The organism is Edaphobacter sp. (assembly GCF_028283685.1).
Classification (GTDB): Bacteria; Acidobacteriota; Terriglobia; order Terriglobales; family Acidobacteriaceae; genus Edaphobacter.
On the sequence record NZ_JAPWKF010000008.1, the window covers coordinates 252,276 to 270,410 of the forward strand.

The 18,135-nt window shown below is 61.2% G+C and carries 12 protein-coding genes; 3 read left to right on the forward strand and 9 right to left on the reverse strand.

The annotated features are described in order from the left end of the window. The first annotated feature begins 52 nt into the window (after positions 1–52). Complete coding sequence (locus PW789_RS16095; protein WP_299378452.1) at positions 53–3,268, forward strand: TonB-dependent receptor; 3,216 nt, start codon at positions 53–55, stop codon at positions 3,266–3,268. A gap of 88 nt (positions 3,269–3,356) precedes the next feature. Here the strand turns inward: PW789_RS16095 and PW789_RS16100 are convergent, their stop codons facing one another. The 3 genes from PW789_RS16100 to PW789_RS16110 all read right to left on the reverse strand — a co-directional run bounded on the left by PW789_RS16100 (position 3,357) and on the right by PW789_RS16110 (position 8,777). Beyond that, positions 3,357–5,780 carry a phosphoketolase gene (locus PW789_RS16100; protein ID WP_299378454.1) on the reverse strand — a complete coding sequence of 808 codons (2,424 nt, stop codon included), beginning with the start codon at positions 5,778–5,780 and terminating at the stop codon, positions 3,357–3,359. A 64-nt stretch (positions 5,781–5,844) separates the two neighbouring features. Continuing rightward, the gene (locus PW789_RS16105; protein ID WP_299378456.1) at positions 5,845–7,071 is read right to left on the reverse strand and encodes an acetate/propionate family kinase; all 1,227 of its coding nucleotides are present in this window, start codon (positions 7,069–7,071) and stop codon (positions 5,845–5,847) included. An 11-nt stretch (positions 7,072–7,082) separates the two neighbouring features. Beyond that, positions 7,083–8,777, reverse strand: coding sequence for a mechanosensitive ion channel domain-containing protein (locus tag PW789_RS16110; RefSeq protein WP_299378459.1), 1,695 nt, complete (start codon positions 8,775–8,777; stop codon positions 7,083–7,085). 213 nt (positions 8,778–8,990) lie between these two features. On the opposite strand from PW789_RS16110, the gene PW789_RS16115 reads away from it, so the two are divergent. Together PW789_RS16115 and PW789_RS16120 are read left to right on the forward strand one after the other, a co-directional pair. Continuing rightward, entirely contained in the window at positions 8,991–9,395 is a 405-nt protein-coding gene (locus PW789_RS16115; protein ID WP_299378461.1) for a helix-turn-helix transcriptional regulator, read from the forward strand. 40 nt (positions 9,396–9,435) lie between these two features. After that, entirely contained in the window at positions 9,436–9,930 is a 495-nt protein-coding gene (locus tag PW789_RS16120; RefSeq protein ID WP_299378463.1) for an SRPBCC family protein, read from the forward strand. Between the two features lie 54 nt (positions 9,931–9,984). On the opposite strand, the gene PW789_RS16125 is transcribed toward PW789_RS16120, so the two are convergent. The 6 genes from PW789_RS16125 to PW789_RS16150 all read right to left on the reverse strand — a co-directional run bounded on the left by PW789_RS16125 (position 9,985) and on the right by PW789_RS16150 (position 18,092). Next, positions 9,985–11,205, reverse strand: a complete 1,221-nt coding sequence (locus PW789_RS16125) for a beta-ketoacyl synthase (protein WP_299378465.1) — start codon at positions 11,203–11,205, stop codon at positions 9,985–9,987. A 21-nt stretch (positions 11,206–11,226) separates the two neighbouring features. Then, a complete protein-coding gene (locus PW789_RS16130) occupies positions 11,227–11,496 on the reverse strand; it encodes an acyl carrier protein (protein WP_299378466.1) in 270 nt (89 codons plus the stop codon). A 117-nt stretch (positions 11,497–11,613) separates the two neighbouring features. Beyond that, positions 11,614–12,675, reverse strand: a complete 1,062-nt coding sequence (locus PW789_RS16135) for a 3-oxoacyl-[acyl-carrier-protein] synthase III C-terminal domain-containing protein (protein WP_299378468.1) — start codon at positions 12,673–12,675, stop codon at positions 11,614–11,616. 126 nt (positions 12,676–12,801) lie between these two features. Continuing rightward, positions 12,802–13,671: a hypothetical protein gene (locus PW789_RS16140; protein WP_299378469.1), complete on the reverse strand. Its 870-nt coding sequence runs from the start codon at positions 13,669–13,671 to the stop codon at positions 12,802–12,804. Between the two features lie 505 nt (positions 13,672–14,176). Then, positions 14,177–15,718, reverse strand: coding sequence for a polysaccharide biosynthesis C-terminal domain-containing protein (locus tag PW789_RS16145; protein WP_299378471.1), 1,542 nt, complete (start codon positions 15,716–15,718; stop codon positions 14,177–14,179). A gap of 70 nt (positions 15,719–15,788) precedes the next feature. Beyond that, positions 15,789–18,092: a tetratricopeptide repeat protein gene (locus PW789_RS16150; RefSeq protein ID WP_299378472.1), complete on the reverse strand. Its 2,304-nt coding sequence runs from the start codon at positions 18,090–18,092 to the stop codon at positions 15,789–15,791. Positions 18,093–18,135 lie beyond the last annotated feature (43 nt).

Here is an 18,135-nt window from a genome sequence, read left to right on the forward strand (position 1 = left end):
ATAAGCGCTCGTTAAGAGCGCACAGGAAACCGCTGTCTCTTTTGGAGGTCGTATGCCTGTACATGCGCACGGGATTAAGCCATCGTGTCTTCGATGGATCGTCTTCACGCTGTTCTTCGCCGCACTGGTCACGGGCCATGCGCAGACCTTTCGCGGTGGCATCAACGGCACCGTAACCGATAAGACCGGCGCGGCCATCGCCAACGCCACCGTCACTGCCCTGCAGACCGGCACTGGCGCTACACGCGAGACCGTCAGCTCCAGCGGCGGAGAGTTTCTCTTCCAGGATCTTGCGCTTGGCGAGTACAGCGTCACCGTCACCTTCAGCGGATTCCAGACCGTTAAGACCGACAAGATCATGGTCTCGGCCGGAACCATCTATACCCTCCCTGTTACCCTGCAGCTGGCCAGCTCCGCATCAAGTGTTGAAGTCGACGCTGCGGGCCTGACGTTGGATACGACCACCACCACGCAGACCACCGTGCTGGAGGCCAAGGCCGTCGCCGATCTTCCGCTCAATGGCCGTGACTTTACCCAGATGATCCAACTCACGCCGGGCTTCGCCGGATACACAGGAGGTGGCTATGGCTCGCTGAACGGTACGCGTGCCAACCAGATGAACTGGCAGATCGATGGCGTCGACAACAACGATCTCTGGCACAACGTCCCCGCCGTCAACCAGGGTGGCGTCTCCGGCATCGCCGGTATTGTGCTTCCGCTCGATGCGGTCGATCAGTTCTCCGCGCAGACGCAGGCTGGCCCCGAAGGCGGCCGTAATCCCGGTGGCACCGTCAACCTCACACTGCGCGCCGGGACCAACAAGATCCACGGTTCGGTCTACTACTACAACCGCAACGAGTTCTTCGGCGCCAAGAGTCCCTTCTCCGATACCAAGCAGAAGGTGCGCAACTACAATCTCGGCTTCTCCGTTGGAGGCCCCATCCTGCACGACAAGCTCTTCGCCTTCGTGACATTTGAGAAGCAGCGCTTCGTCATCGGCGAATCCGGCTCCGCCACCGAGCCCTCGGTCGGCTGGCAGAACAAGGCCAAGGCCGTTATGGCCGCCAACAACATCCCGGTAAACCCGGTGATGCAGAGTGTGCTGAACACGCTATGGGGCACCAGCGTGCTAGCTGCCGATACCGTCGGCGTCGTCAATAACTACCACTCAAGCGATCCCGAGTTCGGCTACAGCTACAACGGACTCGGCAAGATTGACTGGCACATCACCGACAAGGACACATTGAGCGCACACTGGTTTGCGGGACAGGGCAATCAGGTGGCCCCCGTCGGTTCACAGCTGCTCTCCTACTACGAGGTCGCTCCCATCCATGTGCAGAACATCGCCATCGTCTATGACCACGTAATCAACGCTCACATGACCAACCAGGTCCTGGCCGGCGTCAACTACTTCAACCAGGTCTTCAACGACTACAACACCGACTACAACGTGCAGAGCCTCGGCTTCATCACCGGTGCTTCCTACACCAATGCTCCCAATATCAACATCGGCGGCTACGATCCCGTAGGCCTTACGCCTCCCGAGGGCCGCAACGACATCACCGGGCATCTCACCGACCAATTCTCCTGGTCCGTCGGCAAGCACCAGTTCCGCTTCGGCGGTGAGTATCGCCAGGCGCAGCTCGATGCCTTCTACAAGCGCAACATCGTTGGCTCCTTTACCTTCGATGGAACCCGTAACTCGCCCGCAGGCAGCAACGACGACTACATCTATCCGCTCGTCGACTTCCTTGCCGGACAGACCTCGAACGCTACCATCGCCATCGGCGACCCGGAGCGCCAGGTCTTCGTCAATACCTTCTTCCTCAATGCCGGCGACTCCTGGCAGGTAACGCCCAGACTGAACTTCAACTATGGCGCCCGCTACGACTACATGGGGCCGCTGCATAACAGCTGGAAGGATATGTCGGTCTTCCGGCCTGAGCTGACCGCATCCGGCGGCCTCGCCTTCCAGGGCTCCCAAATCGATACGCTCTATCAGCGCTACTGGAAGAGCTTCAGCCCACGCCTTGGTTTCAGTTACCAGCTCGATCCCAGCACCGTGCTGCGTGCAGGCTTCGGCTTCTACTTCGATACGCCCAACCTCAATCCCTTCCTCGACAACCGCCCCGGCAACGCCGCGCCGAACGGCGTTGAAGGCAATCCCGGCGGACCGAATCCTGTCTACACCGTCGCTCCGGTCGGGGGAGCCAACACCACCATCCAGCAGAACGTGGCCATCTTCCCGTCCACGCTCAACGGCTCACCCTGCGCCTCCGACAGCCCCTGCGGCGTCTTCTCCATCGACCGCAACTTCCGCTCCGCCTACAACGAGAACTACAGTCTCAACATCGAGCACTCCATTAGTTCGAACGTCGTCATGCAGCTCGGCTACGTCGGCAGCCAGGGGCGCCGCCTCCTGGCCATGCTTGACATCAACCAGTCCGCCACAGGCGACTTCGCCAATGACGTCGTCCGCCAGCAGACACGCCCTTACTTCAGCGCCTATCCCGGCTACGGCAACATCAACCAGATCGAGAGCATCGGCACCTCGAACTACAACTCGCTACAGGCCCAGATGCGCCTGATGAACTTCCATCGCCTCTCCGGTTCCGTCATCTACACCTGGAGCCACAGCATGGACGAAGTCACCGCCTACCGTGGTGCTCTGCCACAGGACAACACTAACTTCAAAGGCAACTACGGTGCCTCTGACTTCGATGCGCGCAATACCTTCGTCAGCTTCCTCTCCTACGAGGTTCCCGGCGGAGCTCACTGGCGTCCCTTCACCAATGGCTGGCAGGTCAACACCCTGCTCAGCTTCCACGGCGGTCAGCCCTTCAGTGTCGCCGCCTCTGGCGACATCAGCGGCACCAACGAGGGCAACGATCGTGCAGTACAGGTCGCCAATCCGCAAAAGGGATACCAGGGACAGAAGCCCGGAGCCAGCTGGCTCAATCCAGCCGCCTTCGTCGACCCTGCTCTCGGCAGCTTCGGTACGACTCGCCGCAACGCCTACTATGCTCCGGGTTACGGCGATGTCGATCTCTCGGTCTTCAAGAACACGAAGATCCATGAGTGGGCCACGGTGCAGTTCCGGGTCGAGATGTTCAACCTTCTCAACCGTACCAACTTCGCTCCCCCCAGCAGCACATCGGTGGGCGGCAGCTTTACGCTGAACGATACGATCGGCGATTACAACGGTGCTCCCGGTATCGGTGCCGGAGAGCCATTCAACACCCAGCTGGCTCTGAAGGTGATCTTCTAAGCAGCATCTGCCTAGGGCCTCTTCAACATAAAGAAGCCTCACCCGTAACGGGGTGAGGCTTCTTTGGCTCCTGCCTGTTGTTGTGAGACTAGAACGGCCACTTCCACTCTGTGACCGACTTACGATCGATCCCATGCTCGTGGGCATAGTTCACGCTCTCGATGATCTCGTCCTTCAGCATCTCCTTCGTGTGTGCGGCCGTAGCCTGCAGCCTGGGAACGCGGTCGATCACGTCGATCGCAAGATCGAAGCGGTCGATCTGGTTGAGAATCGCGAGCTCCAGCGGCGTGTTGATGTTGCCCTGCTCCTTGTAACCGCGCACGTGGAAGTTCGCATGGTTATTCCTTCGATACGTGAACTTGTGGATCAACGACGCATATGCGTGGAAGTTGAAGATCACCGGTTTGTCGATGGTGAAGATCGAATCGAACTCGCGCTCCGAAAGCCCATGCGGATGTTCTTCCTCCGGCATCAGCCGGAAGAGATCGACCACATTGACGAAGCGGATCTTTAGATCGGAGCAATGCTCGCGCAGGATCGCCGTCGCCGCCAGCGCCTCCGCCGTCGGAATATCTCCAGCACATGCGATGACCACATCCGGCTCCGAGCCTGCATCGGTCGAAGCCCAGTCCCAGATGCCGATGCCCTTGGTGCAGTGCTTAATCGCCGCATCCATGTCGAGATACTGCAGGTGCGGCGCCTTGTCCGCGACGATTACGTTGATGTAGTTCGTGCTGCGCAGGCAGTGGTCCGCCACCGACAGCAGGCAGTTCGCATCCGGCGGAAGATAGATGCGCGTCACATGCGGGCTCTTGTTCGAGACCACATCGAGGAAGCCCGGGTCCTGGTGCGTGAAGCCGTTGTGATCCTGCCGCCATACCAGCGACGTAATCAGGAGGTTGATCGACGAGATCGGAGCCCTCCAGCGCAGCTCCAGCTTGCTCTTCTCCAGCCACTTCGCATGCTGGTTGAACATCGAGTCGATGATGTGCACGAAGGCCTCGTAGCTCGACAGGAAGCCATGCCGCCCGGTGAGCACATAGCCCTCGAACCAGCCCTCCAGCGTGTGCTCCGACAGCATCTCCATCACGCGTCCGTCCGGCGCGATGTCGGTGCCATCCGCGTCCTCCGGATAGATCTCCGCCATCCACGTCTTGTCCGTCGCCTCGTACATTAGCTGCAGACGATTCGATGCCGTCTCGTCCGGCCCGAAGACGCGGAAGCTCGTCATGTTCTGCTTGATCACGTCGCGCAGAAATCCGCCCAGCGTGAACGTCGAAGAGACCTCCACCTGTCCGGGCTTCTTCACCTTGATGGCGTAGTCGCGGAAGTCCGGCAACTCCAGCGGCTTGCGCAGCAGTCCGCCATTGGCATGCGGATTCGCCGTGATACGCCGATTGCCCTTCGGTGCCATCTCGCGCAGCTCTTCGATCAGCTGTCCCTTTTCGTCGAACAGCTCGTCCGGCTTATAGCTCTTCAGCCAATGCTCCACCTGCTTCAGGCTCTTGGGATTGGTCTTCGGATCGAGGATCGGCACCTGGTGCGCGCGCCAGAAGCCTTCGACCTTGTGGCCATCCACCTCCTTCGGCCCCGTCCATCCCTTCGGCGTGCGCAGCACGATCATCGGCCAGCGCGGACGCTCCACGTTCTTCGACTTGCTGGCACGCGCCTTGGCCTGGATGTCCTTGATCTCCGTGATGCACAGCTCCAGCGTCTCGGCCATCTTCGGATGCATCACCGCCGGATCGTCACCCTCGACAAAGTACGGCGTCCATCCATAGCCGCGGAACAACGCCGCCAACTCTTCCTGCGGAATGCGCGCGAGGATCGTCGGATTCGCAATCTTGTATCCGTTCAGGTGCAGCACCGGCAGCACGGCGCCGTCGCGCACCGGGTCGAGAAATTTGTTGGAGTGCCAGCTGGTCGCCAGCGGCCCCGTCTCCGCCTCGCCGTCGCCAACCACCACCGTGACGATCAGGTCAGGATTATCGAAGGCCGCACCGAAGCCATGCGAGAGCGAATAACCCAGCTCGCCGCCCTCGTGAATTGAGCCCGGCGTCTCCGGCGTGCAGTGGCTCCCGATCCCGCCCGGAAAGGAGAACTGCTTGAAGAACTTCTGCATGCCCACTTCGTCCTGGCTCTTGTCCGGATACACCTCCGAGTACACGCCTTCGAGATAGCAGTTCGAAAGTGTCGCCGGAGCGCCGTGCCCCGGGCCGGAGAGATAGATCAGGTCGAGATCGTACTTCTTGATCAGCCGGTTCAGATGCACCCACGTAAACGACTGCCCCGGATCGGAGCCCCAGTGCCCCAGCAGTCGATTCTTAATGTGCTCGGGCTTCAGCGGCTTACGCAGCAGTGGATTCTCCTGCAGGTAGATCATGCCCGCGCTCAGGTAATTGCATGCGCGCCAGTAGGCATCCATCTTGCGCAGCTCGTCAGCTGTCAGAGCTCCGGTGTCGGCCTTCGCGGCGGTGGCTTTCTTGGTCTTGGTCGATGTGGTGGGCGGCATCTTCGATCTCCTTCAAAAGAAACTCAGGGTGGGATTTCGCGGGTAGTTCCTGCCGTATCTGTTGCTAGCTGCCCAGCATCGTCTGCATGTGCCGGGCGATCATCCAGTCTTCCTTCGCTGGAATTAGAAGTATGTCTGTCTTAGAGTCTGATGCTTTAAGCCGGTAAATGTCATCATGCGAGTTGCGATCTTCGGCCTCATTTAACGCGGCGTTCAGGATAACCCCGACCTCTTCGAGCCCGCTGACGACCTCGGACCGCGTCTTTGCATCGTGCTCCCCGATGCCTCCGGTGAACACAATCGCATCCACGCCGCCCATCAGCCACGCATAGCTGCCGATGGCCTTGCGCACGCTGCGCGTAAACACCGCGATGGCCAGTTGCGCACGCTCGTTGCCGTCCGCCGCGGTCTCACGGGTGGCCTTCATGTCGTTGCGTACGCCCGAGAGCGCCGCAACGCCCGAAGAGTGATTGATCAGCTTCTCCACCGCGGCAAAGCTCTCCGTACGATCGCCCTTCATATCGCGCAGAAGATACAGTACCAGCCCCGGATCGAGATCGCCCGGCCGTGTACCCATCACCACGCCGCCCGTCGGCGTCAGCCCCATGCTCGTGTCGATGGAGGCACCCTCCACCAGCGCCGTCACGCTGCATCCGCTGCCCAGGTGCGCGATCACCATGCGCTTCGGGACCGCAAACTTCGCCGCGCGCATCTGCTCCACGATGGACTCGCAGCTCAGCCCATGAAAGCCATAGCGCCGCACGCCATGCTCGCGGTACTCCGTGGGAATGGCGTAGGTTGTGGCGACTTCAGGCATCGTCTGATGAAACACCGTGTCGAAGCACGCGAAGTGCGGAAGCTCAGGGAAGCGCTGCATCATCTCGCGGATGATCCTGATCGCCGAAGGGTCGTGCAGCGGCGCGAAGACCACGGCATCATCCAGATCGCGCATCACCGCATCGTCGATACGCACATGGCTGTGCAGCTTCTCGCCTGGATGCACCACGCGATATCCCACGGCGTCCACCTTCGGCACGCCCGGCTGCGCCAGGGCATCGACGATGCGCGCAATCGCCTGCGTCGGGTCCTCCGCCTGCATGCTCTCAGGCTTCGGCTTCTCCGTCGCCTCCACAGCGTGAAAGACAAACGACGCATGACCGGAGCCGATGCCCGTCACCTCACCCTCATACCGCGAACGCGGCGTCTCTGCATCCGTCGCGAAGATCGAAAATTTGATGGAAGACGATCCGCTGTTGATGACGAGCAGGTGCAACGTGCTGCCTCCGATCATGCGTCTCTGCGTTACTTGTTCGCGACCGCTTCGAGCGTTGCCGCCTCTTCGTTCTTGCGAAGAAGATCAATCACAGTCTGATAGATCCGGTTGCGTGTGGCAAATCGTTCCTCCGCCTTCGTCATATAACGAACGATCACATCCACGCCCGAGGACGCCGGCCGAAGATCAACCGTAGGCGCCACGCTGAAGTGGCTCAGGCCGTGCATGCTGCCCGTTGCCTTCTGCCACTCGGACTCAGCCTGCTTGGCTTCGTCCTCGCTCGCCTGCTGCACCGTCTCGTGAATCGAGTCGATGATCTGGTAGGTGTGCGGCCCTGCCGGAATATTCACCTGAATCTCATCCCACAGCCACTGTCCCGATGTGGAGAAGTTGAAGTACTGCCCCGTAATCGCAAAGTTGTTGATGAAGGTCACGGTGCGTCCCGTCGGATGCCCCTTGTCGGTCCAGTTGCCCGTCTCCAGCAGTGCCGTACGGAAGAGCCCCAGCGAGATGACCTCGCCGCCCACGCCATTGATCTCCACCCAGTCGCCCACGCGGATACCGTTCTTGCCCATCAGGATGAACCAGCCGAAGAAGGCGAGGATGAAGTCCTGGAAGACCACCGTGATGCCTGCTGTCGCCAGGCCGATGATCGTCGGCATCTGGTCCGGCACGCCGAAGACCACCAGCAGCACCATGATCAGCGTCACCAGCTGAATGCTCAGCGAGGCGATCGTGCTCAACGTGTGCTGGTTGCGCCGGTCCAGCCGCATGCGGCCCAGCAGATGCCGCACCAGCGCGGCAAGAATCGAAGCGCACAGCAGGATAAAACCAATCGCGGCGATCGACTGCAGGATCAGGTGCATCACGATCTGGTGCTGACGTTCCACCTGGTCGTGCCAGCGACCATATACCATCGCCAGCTGATTCTGCGTCTGCACGCGGTCGTCGATGATCCCATGAATCTGCGCCAGCGAATGCAGCTTCGCCAGTTGTGCCACGCGGCTCTGTCCCTGCGTGTCGCTGGACGCCCCTGCCGCCAGCTGCTTCTCCATGTCGTCATGCTGCGTGACCAGCGTCTTCGCATCGCTCGTCGCCTGCGCCTGTGCCTGCGCAATCGAGTCCATGCGCGCCCGCTGATCGAACCACGCCGAGATGCGGCCATAGAGTGTGGCGTATCGCTTCGCACTCTGCACCGCCGAAGGCGCGCTGACCGACTCATTCTGCTCGTCGAACTTTTTCATCGCGGCCTGCCGCGCCGTCAGCTCCTGCTGAATCTGCCCGCGTTTGTCGCCCGTCATCCGCGCCAGGTACTCGTTCGCATCGTCCAGCTCATCGTTGTCCAGCTGAATCTGCGCCTTGGCCGCGTCGATCTCGTCATTCGTCGGCGGCTTGGTCCCCTTCGATGCCGCGGCCAGAGCATCCGCCTTACCCTGGTCCTCCTTCACGATGGCCTGCAGCATCGTCACCTTTTGTTGCACCGTCAACGCATCGCCGGTCAGCGTGCGCGTGGCCATCGACGCCTGCCGCAGCGCCTGTGCGAAGGCCTGGTCCACCTCGTGATCGGCCAGCCGCTGCGCGGCGTGCACCAGCCGCTTCTCTTCCACCGACACCGCAAGCGGCGTCAGCGATTCGATCGTCTGCCAGGACCTCTGATCGACCAGGTTATCCGTCGCTCTGCCCCCGGCTTTGCCCTTGCCACTCAGGTAGGGAAGATTCGCCATGGAGCTGCGCGTTAGATATGTGCCTATAAGACTCGCAAGAAAAATTACAGCGGAAACAACGATCGTCAGTCTGCGTATAGCCTTCATTCATTCACCCTACACGGTTTTTCTACATCTGTTGGATACCTGCGGCACCACCAGAAGTTGTGTGGACCGGTCAGCTTGACAGAGCCTGCGTGCATTATGTATATAACCATCTGGTTATAAAAGAATATGAATGACGCCATTCAGCTGCGCTCTCCGGCATCCACCGATCTCAACGCCATCTTTGCTGCGCTCGCCGATCCCACGCGGCGTGCGATTGTCGCACGCCTGGTCGACAGTGATGCCACCGTCGCGGAACTGATGCAACCCTTCTCCATCAGTCAGCCCGCGATCTCAAAACACCTCAAGGTGCTCGAGCGTGCCGGTCTGGTCTCGCGCGGACGCGATGCCCAGCGCCGCCCCTGTCACCTGGAGGCGCAGCCTCTCGCGGAGGCCAACGCATGGCTCGAACGCTATCGCGCGGTCTGGGAAGAAAACTTTTCGCGGCTCGATCTTCTGCTCGAATCCATGAAGTCCGAGCCCTTGAAAGCAGGACGCAAAACAGGAAAGAGGCGTAAGACCTCTCAACGTTAGGCCAACAGAAACTTTCACGGAACAGAAGGAGATACAGGTAATGAATAAGAACATCGACAAAGTAAAGGTTGCAGCCATCGGCGACCGCGAGATCGTCATGACACGAGAGTTCAACGCGCCGCGCACGCTGGTCTTCGACGCATTCACAAAGCCGGAGCTGGTAAAACGCTGGTTGATCGGACCCGACGGTTGGGTAATGTCGGTCTGCGAGATCGACCTGAAGGTCGGCGGCGCCTATCGCTACGAGTGGTCCAAACAGAGCACCGGCGAGAACATGGGCATGGGCGGCGAATACCGCGAGATTGCACCCGGAGAGAAGGTCGTCGCGACAGAGAAGTTCGACATGGCGTGGTATCCCGGCAGCGCCACGGTGACGACCACGTTCTCCGGGCAGAGCAGTGTCACGATGGTTACGACCACCATTTTGTACGACACCAAAGAGGCCCGCGAAACCGTGCTGCGCTCGCCGATGGCGACAGGCATCGAAGCCAGCTACCAGCGCCTCGAAGAACTGTTCGCAACCAGCGTTGCGTAACGAAATAAAATAGGCGCGTGCCTGTGCACGCGCCTATTGCCTTGCGCTATTTTTTTACGGCCAGCTCTTGATCGCGATCACCGCATTCAATCCACCGAACGCGAGCGAGTTCGAAAGCGCCACGGTCGGTCCGGTCGGTCGCGGTTCGTTGATGATCAGGTCGACCTTCAGCGCCGGGTCTGGATTGGTCACGCCTGCGGTATGCGGCAGGCGGCCCTCCTGCAGGGCAAGTATGGTCGCCAATGCTTCCAGCGCGCCGCTCGCGCCAATCGAGTGCCCATGCAGCGACTTCGTCGAGCTCAGCGGAATCTGCGACGCTCGTTCCCCGAAGACCTGGTGAATCGCCGCCGACTCGGTTGCGTCGTTGGCCTGCGTGCCCGTGCCGTGTGCGTTGATGTAGCCCACCTCGTCGATCGCGATGTTGCCATCGGCCAGAGCCTTGCGCATGGCTGCGGCTGCGCCATCAGCCTGCGGCTGCGTGATGTGGTTGGCGTCGGCCGACATGCCGAAGCCGACCAGCTCGCCGAAGATCGTCGCGTTGCGTGCCTGTGCGCTCTCCAGCGTCTCGATGACCAGCATCGCCGCGCCCTCGCCCAGCGACATGCCGTCGCGGTCGGCTGCATACGGCTTGCACTGTGTCGGCGAGACCACGCGCATCGAATCCCACGCGCGGTAGAAGCCGAAGCTCAGCGGAGCGTCATGGCCGCCGCAGAGCGCCGCCGTCGCCATCCCCGAGCGAACCATGTGAAACGCCAGCCCGATCGCATGCGTCGATGAGGCGCATGCCGTCGAGATATCCAGCGTCGGCCCGGTGATCTTCAAGTCGATGGAGATGTTGCTCGCGCCCGCCGAAGCCATCGTTCGCACAATGGTCAACGGATGTGCCCGCGCATTGTTGAGGTAGAGCTTCTTGACCTCGCTCTCCTCGGAAGAACGGCCGCCGCACGCGCAGCCCATAATGATGGCAATGTCGCCCGGGGCGTGATGCTTCATCAGCTCCGCCTGCTCCACGGCCTGCCGCGCGGCCACAATGGCCAGCTGCGTATTTCGGTTGGTGGACGTGACGATACCCGAGTCCAGATGCTGCGACGCATCGAAATCAAAGATCTGCGCCGCCTGCTTGTAGCGCACGCCGGGATTGCCGTCAGGAGCGTCGGCTACATTCACGATCGGCGTAATGCCGGTCTTCCCCGCGAACAGCGACTCGCGGAATGACGAGACGGTGGATCCGATTGGAGTAACGCAGCCGAGGCCGGTGATGACGACGCGATTCACTTGCAGATGTGGCTCCCGTCGTTACGAGGTGGCTGCCGGCGTGGTGCCCGCGGCCTTGGCGTCGATCAGCTGCTTGACGCCGTTGATGACGTCGCCCACTGTCTTCAGCGAGCCCAGCGCCTCGTCTGGAATCTCGATATTGAAGGCCTCTTCGACCTCGAAGGAGATGTTGATCTTGTCGAGCGAATCGATGCCCAGCTGCTCGAACGTGCTCTCGGGGGTAATGGTGTCGGTGGGAATGTTCTTGGCCTTGGCAATCATCTCCACCGTACGAAGTGCAACGTCGTCCATAAAAGTCTCCCCCTTTCTGCTTTAGATGCTCTTAGTTACAAGGGCGTTACCGTTAGTGTACCGGTAGCGGGGAGTGATTCGCCATGGATGAGACCTTGGCGAATCACTCCACCCAGCTCACCACTGTAGCAGCACCAGCTCCGAGCAGAAGGCAGGCCCCATCGCCGCCAGAATCGAGTAGGTCCCCGGCTCGCCCGGATGCTCCTTCAGGTAGCTCTCCATCACCGCAAGCACCGAGGCCGCCGACAGGTTGCCTACCTCGCGCAGGCTCTTCCATGAGGGCGCCAGCGCACCCTCCGGCAGGCTCAGCGACTTCTGCATCGCCTCCAGCACCTTCGGGCCGCCCGAATGAAAGATGTACGTCGAGATGTCTTCGCGCTTCAGGTTGTTGTCCGCCAGGAAGCCCTCAACGTTGCCCAGCAGGTTCTCTTCCACCACCTTCGGTACGTCAGGCGAGAGCACGATGCGGAAGCCCGTATTCACGATGTCCCAACCCATCACCTTCTCTGTGTTGCGGTAGAAGGTCGAGCGCGTATCCAGCACCCGCGGCCCCATGCCGCGCTTCGCCACCTCTGTCTCGGCGCCCGCGATCACCACCGCCGCCGCACCGTCGCCGAACAGGCCGCACGAGATCAGGTTCGCGATCGACTGGTCGTCATCCTGCCAGGTCAGCGAACACAGCTCGACCGAGAGCAGCAGAGCGTACTGCTTCGGAAACGCACGCACATAGTCCGAGGCCCGTGAAATACCCGCAGCGCCCGCCACGCATCCCAGGCCGAAGATCGGCGTGCGCTTGATATTTACCGGGAAGGGGAGACGGTTGATCAGCCGCGCATCGATCGTCGGGCTGGCAATGCCTGTCACCGACGCGAAGAAGATCGCCCCGATCTCCTGCGGCTCCACCCCTGCGTGATCCAGTGCGCGGCAGATCGCCTGCTGCCCCAGGTCCACTGCAGCCTTGATCCATTCGTTGTTGGTCTTCTCAAAGCAGTCCAGCGAAGGGTAGTGCTCAATGGGAAAGACTGTGTGGCGAAAGTCCACGCCGCAATTGGCAAACAGGCGCGTCAGCAGGCGCGGTTCTTCCATCTTGTGCTGCCAGCGCTCACGAAGCGCTTCGGCGATGATGGGCTGGGCATAACGATGTGAGGGATAAGCAGTTCCAACCGAGGCAATGCGCATGCGTATATGTAAGACCCGTTCTCTCTATGTTGTTTTCAAACTGCCGTTAACGCCACAAGCCTACATGCTCAGAAGCGAAAGTGCCCGTAAAAACTTTCGTGCGTGGCTACATCTCCGCACGCTGCCTTACTTAATCAGAGCCAGCTGACGATCGTACAGCGCATTCTGAGGAAACTCCTTCTTTAGCTGGATCAGGATGCTGCGCGCCTCCTGCGGATGGTTCTCGCGCAGCGCCGCAACCGCCAGCATCATGCGTGCGAAGGGCGCAAGATAGTACCCGTCCGAGGCCGTCAGCTTCAACAGCCGAATGCCCTCCTCGCGGCTGGTCTGCGCCCCGGTCATGCTCAGCAGCCAGCGCAGCGGGGCGAACTTCAGGCTCAGCATGTAGTTCTCCACCCCCGAGGCCAGGTAGGCATCGTACATGTGCGGATCTGCCGCGAGCGCCTGCTTGGAGTAGGCGCTCGCTTCCTTGCTGTAGTTCAGCGCCGCCACATCCTTCTTATCGATCATCAGTGCATAGTCCGACCGCATGCCGCTGATCAACGTCTTCACATACAGCGCGCGCGCATCATGCGGGTTGTTCTTCAGTACGGCATCGGCCAGCGTCGAGGCCTGCCCCAGACGGTCATCGAACGAGCGCCGCACGTTGGCATCCGGCGACAGCTTGCTGCGGCTGTCGAAGCGATCCTGATCGGCGAACAGCTGCACGTCGATGATGTGCAGGCGCTCGAACTCGCCGAACAGCCACGCCGCCGCGTCCGAAACCGGCCCCATCGGGTCCGCCGGATGCGCCGTCATCCACTGCTGAAACTTGGTGTGCGCATCGTTGAAGCGCAGGTTGTACATGTCGCGGTAACCGTCATCCAGCAGGCTTCCCCCCAGCGGCCTGGCCGCCCGTGCCGCTCCGCACGTAAGCAGAAAAATCAGTACCGCTACGAGCCGCTTCGCCGAAGGCATCGCTGAGTCACACCACTGTAACCTTTGCCTCGACTTCATGTGCACAGTCATCCTCATCCCACCGCCTCGTAACAGCTGCCCGTTTAGACGGCCAGATTGCACACCGCAGATGGATGCGTGCCTTGGAACGAGAAGGAACGCAAAAAAACTGCGGTTATACGGCACCTGTAGCGCAGTGGGGTTCTGGTTCCGTCTTGCTGAGCAAAGATTTGCACAATTGCGCGGTTCCCGTCCTTGTAACTCATTGAACCCAATAGAGCAATGATTGGCGCACGACCTGCAACTTCGGATACCGCAATTACTGTCAGCAAACCCAGGTACTTCTTCTGTAGAAGGATGTGGGTTAGTTTTCCTCGACGTTCCTGAGAGAGGTGTCGGGAGCCCTCTTTCGGGGATTTTCTAGTCCTTCACTGGACTCAATCGATAAAGTGCGGAGACCTTCTCCGCACTTCTTTTTTTGTCCAAAAGATTTGAACATCCCCGAAGAACCTCGCGCTCGAAGAACCTCGAGCTCTCTTGCCGTCTTTGCGCTGCCATCTCGTCCTCAGGCGATCGTCGAAGACGGCTCCATCCGCGTAAACCAGTCGATCATCGTATTCATCGGCCCCGACAGCGCCTTTGGGCAGGCGTTCGCGATCACTTTGAAGCGGCTGCCGTCCTCCGGCTCCAGGATCTTGAACAGGTAGGCCAGCGTCATAAAGACCGTCGTCGCTATGATGCATCCCGTAATCAAAGCCGGCAGCACCGCCAGGTGGCGCGAGACGCCCCACGCCGCCACCGAGGCCACCACGCTGATCGCCGTCAGTCGCGCGAGAAATCCCCACGGCAGCTGGATCCTGTAGCGCTGGATGCCGATCGCCCACATCATTCCTACTGCGACAATCTGCGCGGCGCCGCTGCCGATGCATGCCCCGAGCGCGCCGTAGCGCGGTATCAGCGACCACGCCACGCCTATGTCCACAAACGAGGCGATCACCGTCGCGATCAGGAAATACTTCTGCTTGTCCACACTCTCGAACAGGCTCTGGATCAGCCCCAGGAACGCCTTCGGCAGACACAGCAGGGGAGCGACGGTCGCCACCACGGCTGCTCCCAGATACTGCTTGCCATACAGCGTCAGCAGCGCCGGAGCCGCCAGCGGCACCGCGATCACATGCAGCGGAATCGAGATCAGCGCAATGTAGCGCAGCGAGGCCGCCGTCAGCGCAGGCAGACGGGAACGGTCGCGGCCATACTGCGCCAGGATGCTCGCCCCTGCCGCTGCGCCAAAGATCGAAGGAAACAACAGCAGCCGCTCCGCCAGCCCGAACGAAACCGAGTAGAACGAGACCTGGCGGATGTCTGGCGAAAGGTGCTTCAGCAGAAAGACCTCCGACCGGTCCCACACCACCAGCGTTAGCAGCATGCCCATTACGCTCTGCGTGGCAAAGCTCATCATGCGCGCCCGCAGGTCGGTCGGCGGATGCACCTCGCCGGTGTCCCAGCTCAGGATGCGCCGCATCGTCGGGATCAGCCGCACCACGAAGTCCACCACCCGCATGGAGAACATCGCGAACGCGATGCCCGTGACTCCCCAGTTCAGAAAGATCGCCGTCAGCGTCAGCGCAAAGTACGTCGCCGTCGCCGCCAGCGACGCCGGCAGGTTCGCCGAAAGATTCTCGCTCGCCACGTTAGCCTGCGCCGAGATGAAGTTCGACATCGCAGGCAGGATGCCGCACACCAGCAGCAGCGCGGCTACACGATACTCCGCCGGGGAGTCGTGCAGCACCCACAGCACCGCTCCCAGCGTGGCCACGCTGGCCAGCCCCGTCTGCATCACGAAGGTGCGCAGGTAGATGAAGCGGGCAGTAGAAAGGTCGCCGCCTCCCACAAACTCCGCCATGTACTTGCGGGTTGTCTCAGGCAGGCCCACCGAGCCCAGGCTCGAGACGATACCGATCAGCCAGGTGATGTAGATGATGTAGCCCATCTTCGCCGGGCCCAGCGTACGGGCGATGGCGATGGACGTAATCAGCGTCGTCACGAAACCGATCAGGTTTTCCAGGCCATACCAGGCGGTGTTGCGGGCGATGGTTTTACTGTTCACACATTCTCGGAAAGCGGGTTAGGGCCGGGCGGCGGAGATCTCTTCGCGCCCGGCCGTACGGGGAATTGCTCTAGCTCTGCTGGCCCAGCGCCTTTTCGGCGTCCTTGGCCGTCTGCGAGTTCGGCGCCGCCAGCGCGACCGCCTTCTTCAGGTGAGCCGTCGCATCGGTGGTCGCCGACAGCTTCTGCAGCGTCATGCCCAGGTGATAATGCATCGCCGCGCTGTTGGGATCGGTCTTCAGTGCGTCTTCCAGCAGGCTGCGCGCCGACGTGTAGTTGCCTTTGTGGAAGTACGCCCACGCCAGCGTGTCCGCCGTGCTCGGCGAGTTCGGCATCACGCGACGCGCCGTCTGTGCCAGCGATAGAGCCACATCCATATTCTGGCCCGTCTCCATCATCAGGTAGGCCAGGTTGTTGGAGGCCACAGGCTGCTCCGGCTGCGTCTGCAGCGCCTTCTTGTACGAGGCCATCGCGCTGTCGCGATCGCCCTGCGCCTCCTGCAGGCTGCCCAGGATCGTGTACGCCGAGGCGTCGTTCGGATGGGTCACGGTCCACTGCTGCCACTTCGCCATCGCCTTCGGGATATCGCCGCTTGCCACCAGCGCATGCGTGTACGCGATCACCGCGCCCGGGCTGTTCGGGCTCATCTGCATCGCCTTCTCCGCCGAGGCCATCGCGCCCTGCTGGTCGCCCGTCCCGCCCTGCAGCTGCGACAGCAGGTTGTACATCTCCGCGTTCTGCGGAACCTTCGCAATCTGCTCGTTTACCCGCGCCAGCGCCTTGGCCGGCTGCTTCTCTGCCAGGTACGTCTGCGCCAGCATGCTCAGCGCCGGCGACGAGTTCGGATTATGCGTCAGCGTCTGCTCCAGCAATCCCTGCGCCTGGGGAATGTTCCTCTGGTACAGCCGCAGCTGTGCCAGCTCGTAGTAGCCGTTCGGAGCGTCCGGGGCCAGCTTGATGGCCTGCTTGAAGTCGGCCTCCGCCTTGTCAAACTGCTTGTTGGTGCCCTCCGCCATGCCGCGCCACAGGTATCCGTTCGGCGACTGCGGGTTGGATGCGATCACCGACTCGCCCACCTGCGCCAGCGTCGTGTAGTCGTGGCGGTCCATCGAGATCTGCGCCAGACCCTCCTGCGCCTCCGGGTTCCGCGGATTGATCCGCGCCGCATCGCGGTACGCCTGCTGCGCCGCCGGAATATCGCCCTTGGTCCGCGCCGCGCGGCCCAGCCAGATCTTCAGCTGACCATTGTCCGGGTTCGCCTTCGAAGCCTTCTCCAGCGCCTCGTACGCATCGCTCGCCTTGCCGTCGTTCAGCAGCATCGTGCCGTTAAGAATCGCCACATCCGGGTGCGTCGGATCGCTGTCCACCAGCTGCTTGACCACCTCGTGCGCCTTGGGCAGATTCTTCGCGTACAGCAGCAGCCGCGCATAGCCGATCTTCATCGGCGTGCTCTTCGGGTGAGCCTCCACCAGCGGGCCGTACGCCGCCACTCCCTTGTCCGCCTGGCTGCTCCGGATGTAATAGGTCGACAGCATCTCTGCCGCCGCCGGTTCATCCGAAAGATCATCGGCAGCCTTGCGCATCGTCTCTTCGGCCTTGGCCGTGTCGTGCTGACGCAGGTACAGATCGGCCAGCGCCGAACGCGCCATCACGTTCTTCGGATCGGCCGCAATCGCCGCATTCAGCTGCGCCAGGGCGCCCGCCGAATCACCCTTGCTCTGCAGAATCGAAGCCAGCACGATGTGCGACCCGACGTTCTTGTCGTCCAGCGCCACCGCCTTGCGGATCTGCTCTTCAGCCTGTCCCGCCGTCGAGGGATCACCGGCCTCCAGCACGCCCAGCGCCGTATGGTACGCGGCCTTGTTCGGATCGAGCGCCAGAGCCTTCTGAATCTCCGCCAGCGCCTCGGGGCGGTCATTCTTCTTCGCCGCGATGCCCGACAGCAGAGCATGGGCATCGGCGTTGTTCGCGTCGATCGCCAGCACCGCGTTGGCCTGCGCCGTCGCCCTGTCCAGTGCATTGCCCGCCATCAGCAGGTCGCCCAGGTCGATGCGTGCCTTCACGTTGTTCGGAGTCAGGTCGACGGTCTTCATCAGCTCCCCGTAGCCCGGCATCGTCGAACCCTGCTTCAGATACACCTTGGCCAGCTCATAGTGCGCATCGGCGAAGTTGCGGTCCACCTTCAGCGCGTTGGAGAACTGGATCGCAGCCTCCTTCAGCTTGTCCTCATCGGCGTACCGCTTGCCGCTCTCCAGATACTTCTGTTTCTGCTTATTCGGGTCGCGGGAACAACCGGAGACCGAACCAAGGACAACAAAACCGGCCAGCATTGCGGCAGTCAAGCGAAGTGCTCGTGAAGTCGATAACGTCTGCATCGTGTCTTTCCTTTGGCTGCTTTCCATAAATTCCATCATCTCG

Bases quoted from the DNA above. Each gene is read 5' to 3' on its own strand.
- PW789_RS16095 (WP_299378452.1), top strand. From the start codon at position 53: ATGCCTGTACATGCGCACGGGATTAAGCCATCGTGTCTTCGATGGATC.
- PW789_RS16100 (WP_299378454.1), bottom strand. From the start codon at position 5,780: ATGCCGCCCACCACATCGACCAAGACCAAGAAAGCCACCGCCGCGAAG.
- PW789_RS16105 (WP_299378456.1), bottom strand. From the start codon at position 7,071: ATGATCGGAGGCAGCACGTTGCACCTGCTCGTCATCAACAGCGGATCG.
- PW789_RS16110 (WP_299378459.1), bottom strand. From the start codon at position 8,777: ATGGCGAATCTTCCCTACCTGAGTGGCAAGGGCAAAGCCGGGGGCAGA.
- PW789_RS16115 (WP_299378461.1), top strand. From the start codon at position 8,991: ATGAATGACGCCATTCAGCTGCGCTCTCCGGCATCCACCGATCTCAAC.
- PW789_RS16120 (WP_299378463.1), top strand. From the start codon at position 9,436: ATGAATAAGAACATCGACAAAGTAAAGGTTGCAGCCATCGGCGACCGC.
- PW789_RS16130 (WP_299378466.1), bottom strand. From the start codon at position 11,496: ATGGACGACGTTGCACTTCGTACGGTGGAGATGATTGCCAAGGCCAAG.
- PW789_RS16135 (WP_299378468.1), bottom strand. From the start codon at position 12,675: ATGCGCATTGCCTCGGTTGGAACTGCTTATCCCTCACATCGTTATGCC.
- PW789_RS16140 (WP_299378469.1), bottom strand. From the start codon at position 13,671: ATGAAGTCGAGGCAAAGGTTACAGTGGTGTGACTCAGCGATGCCTTCG.
- PW789_RS16150 (WP_299378472.1), bottom strand. From the start codon at position 18,092: ATGCAGACGTTATCGACTTCACGAGCACTTCGCTTGACTGCCGCAATG.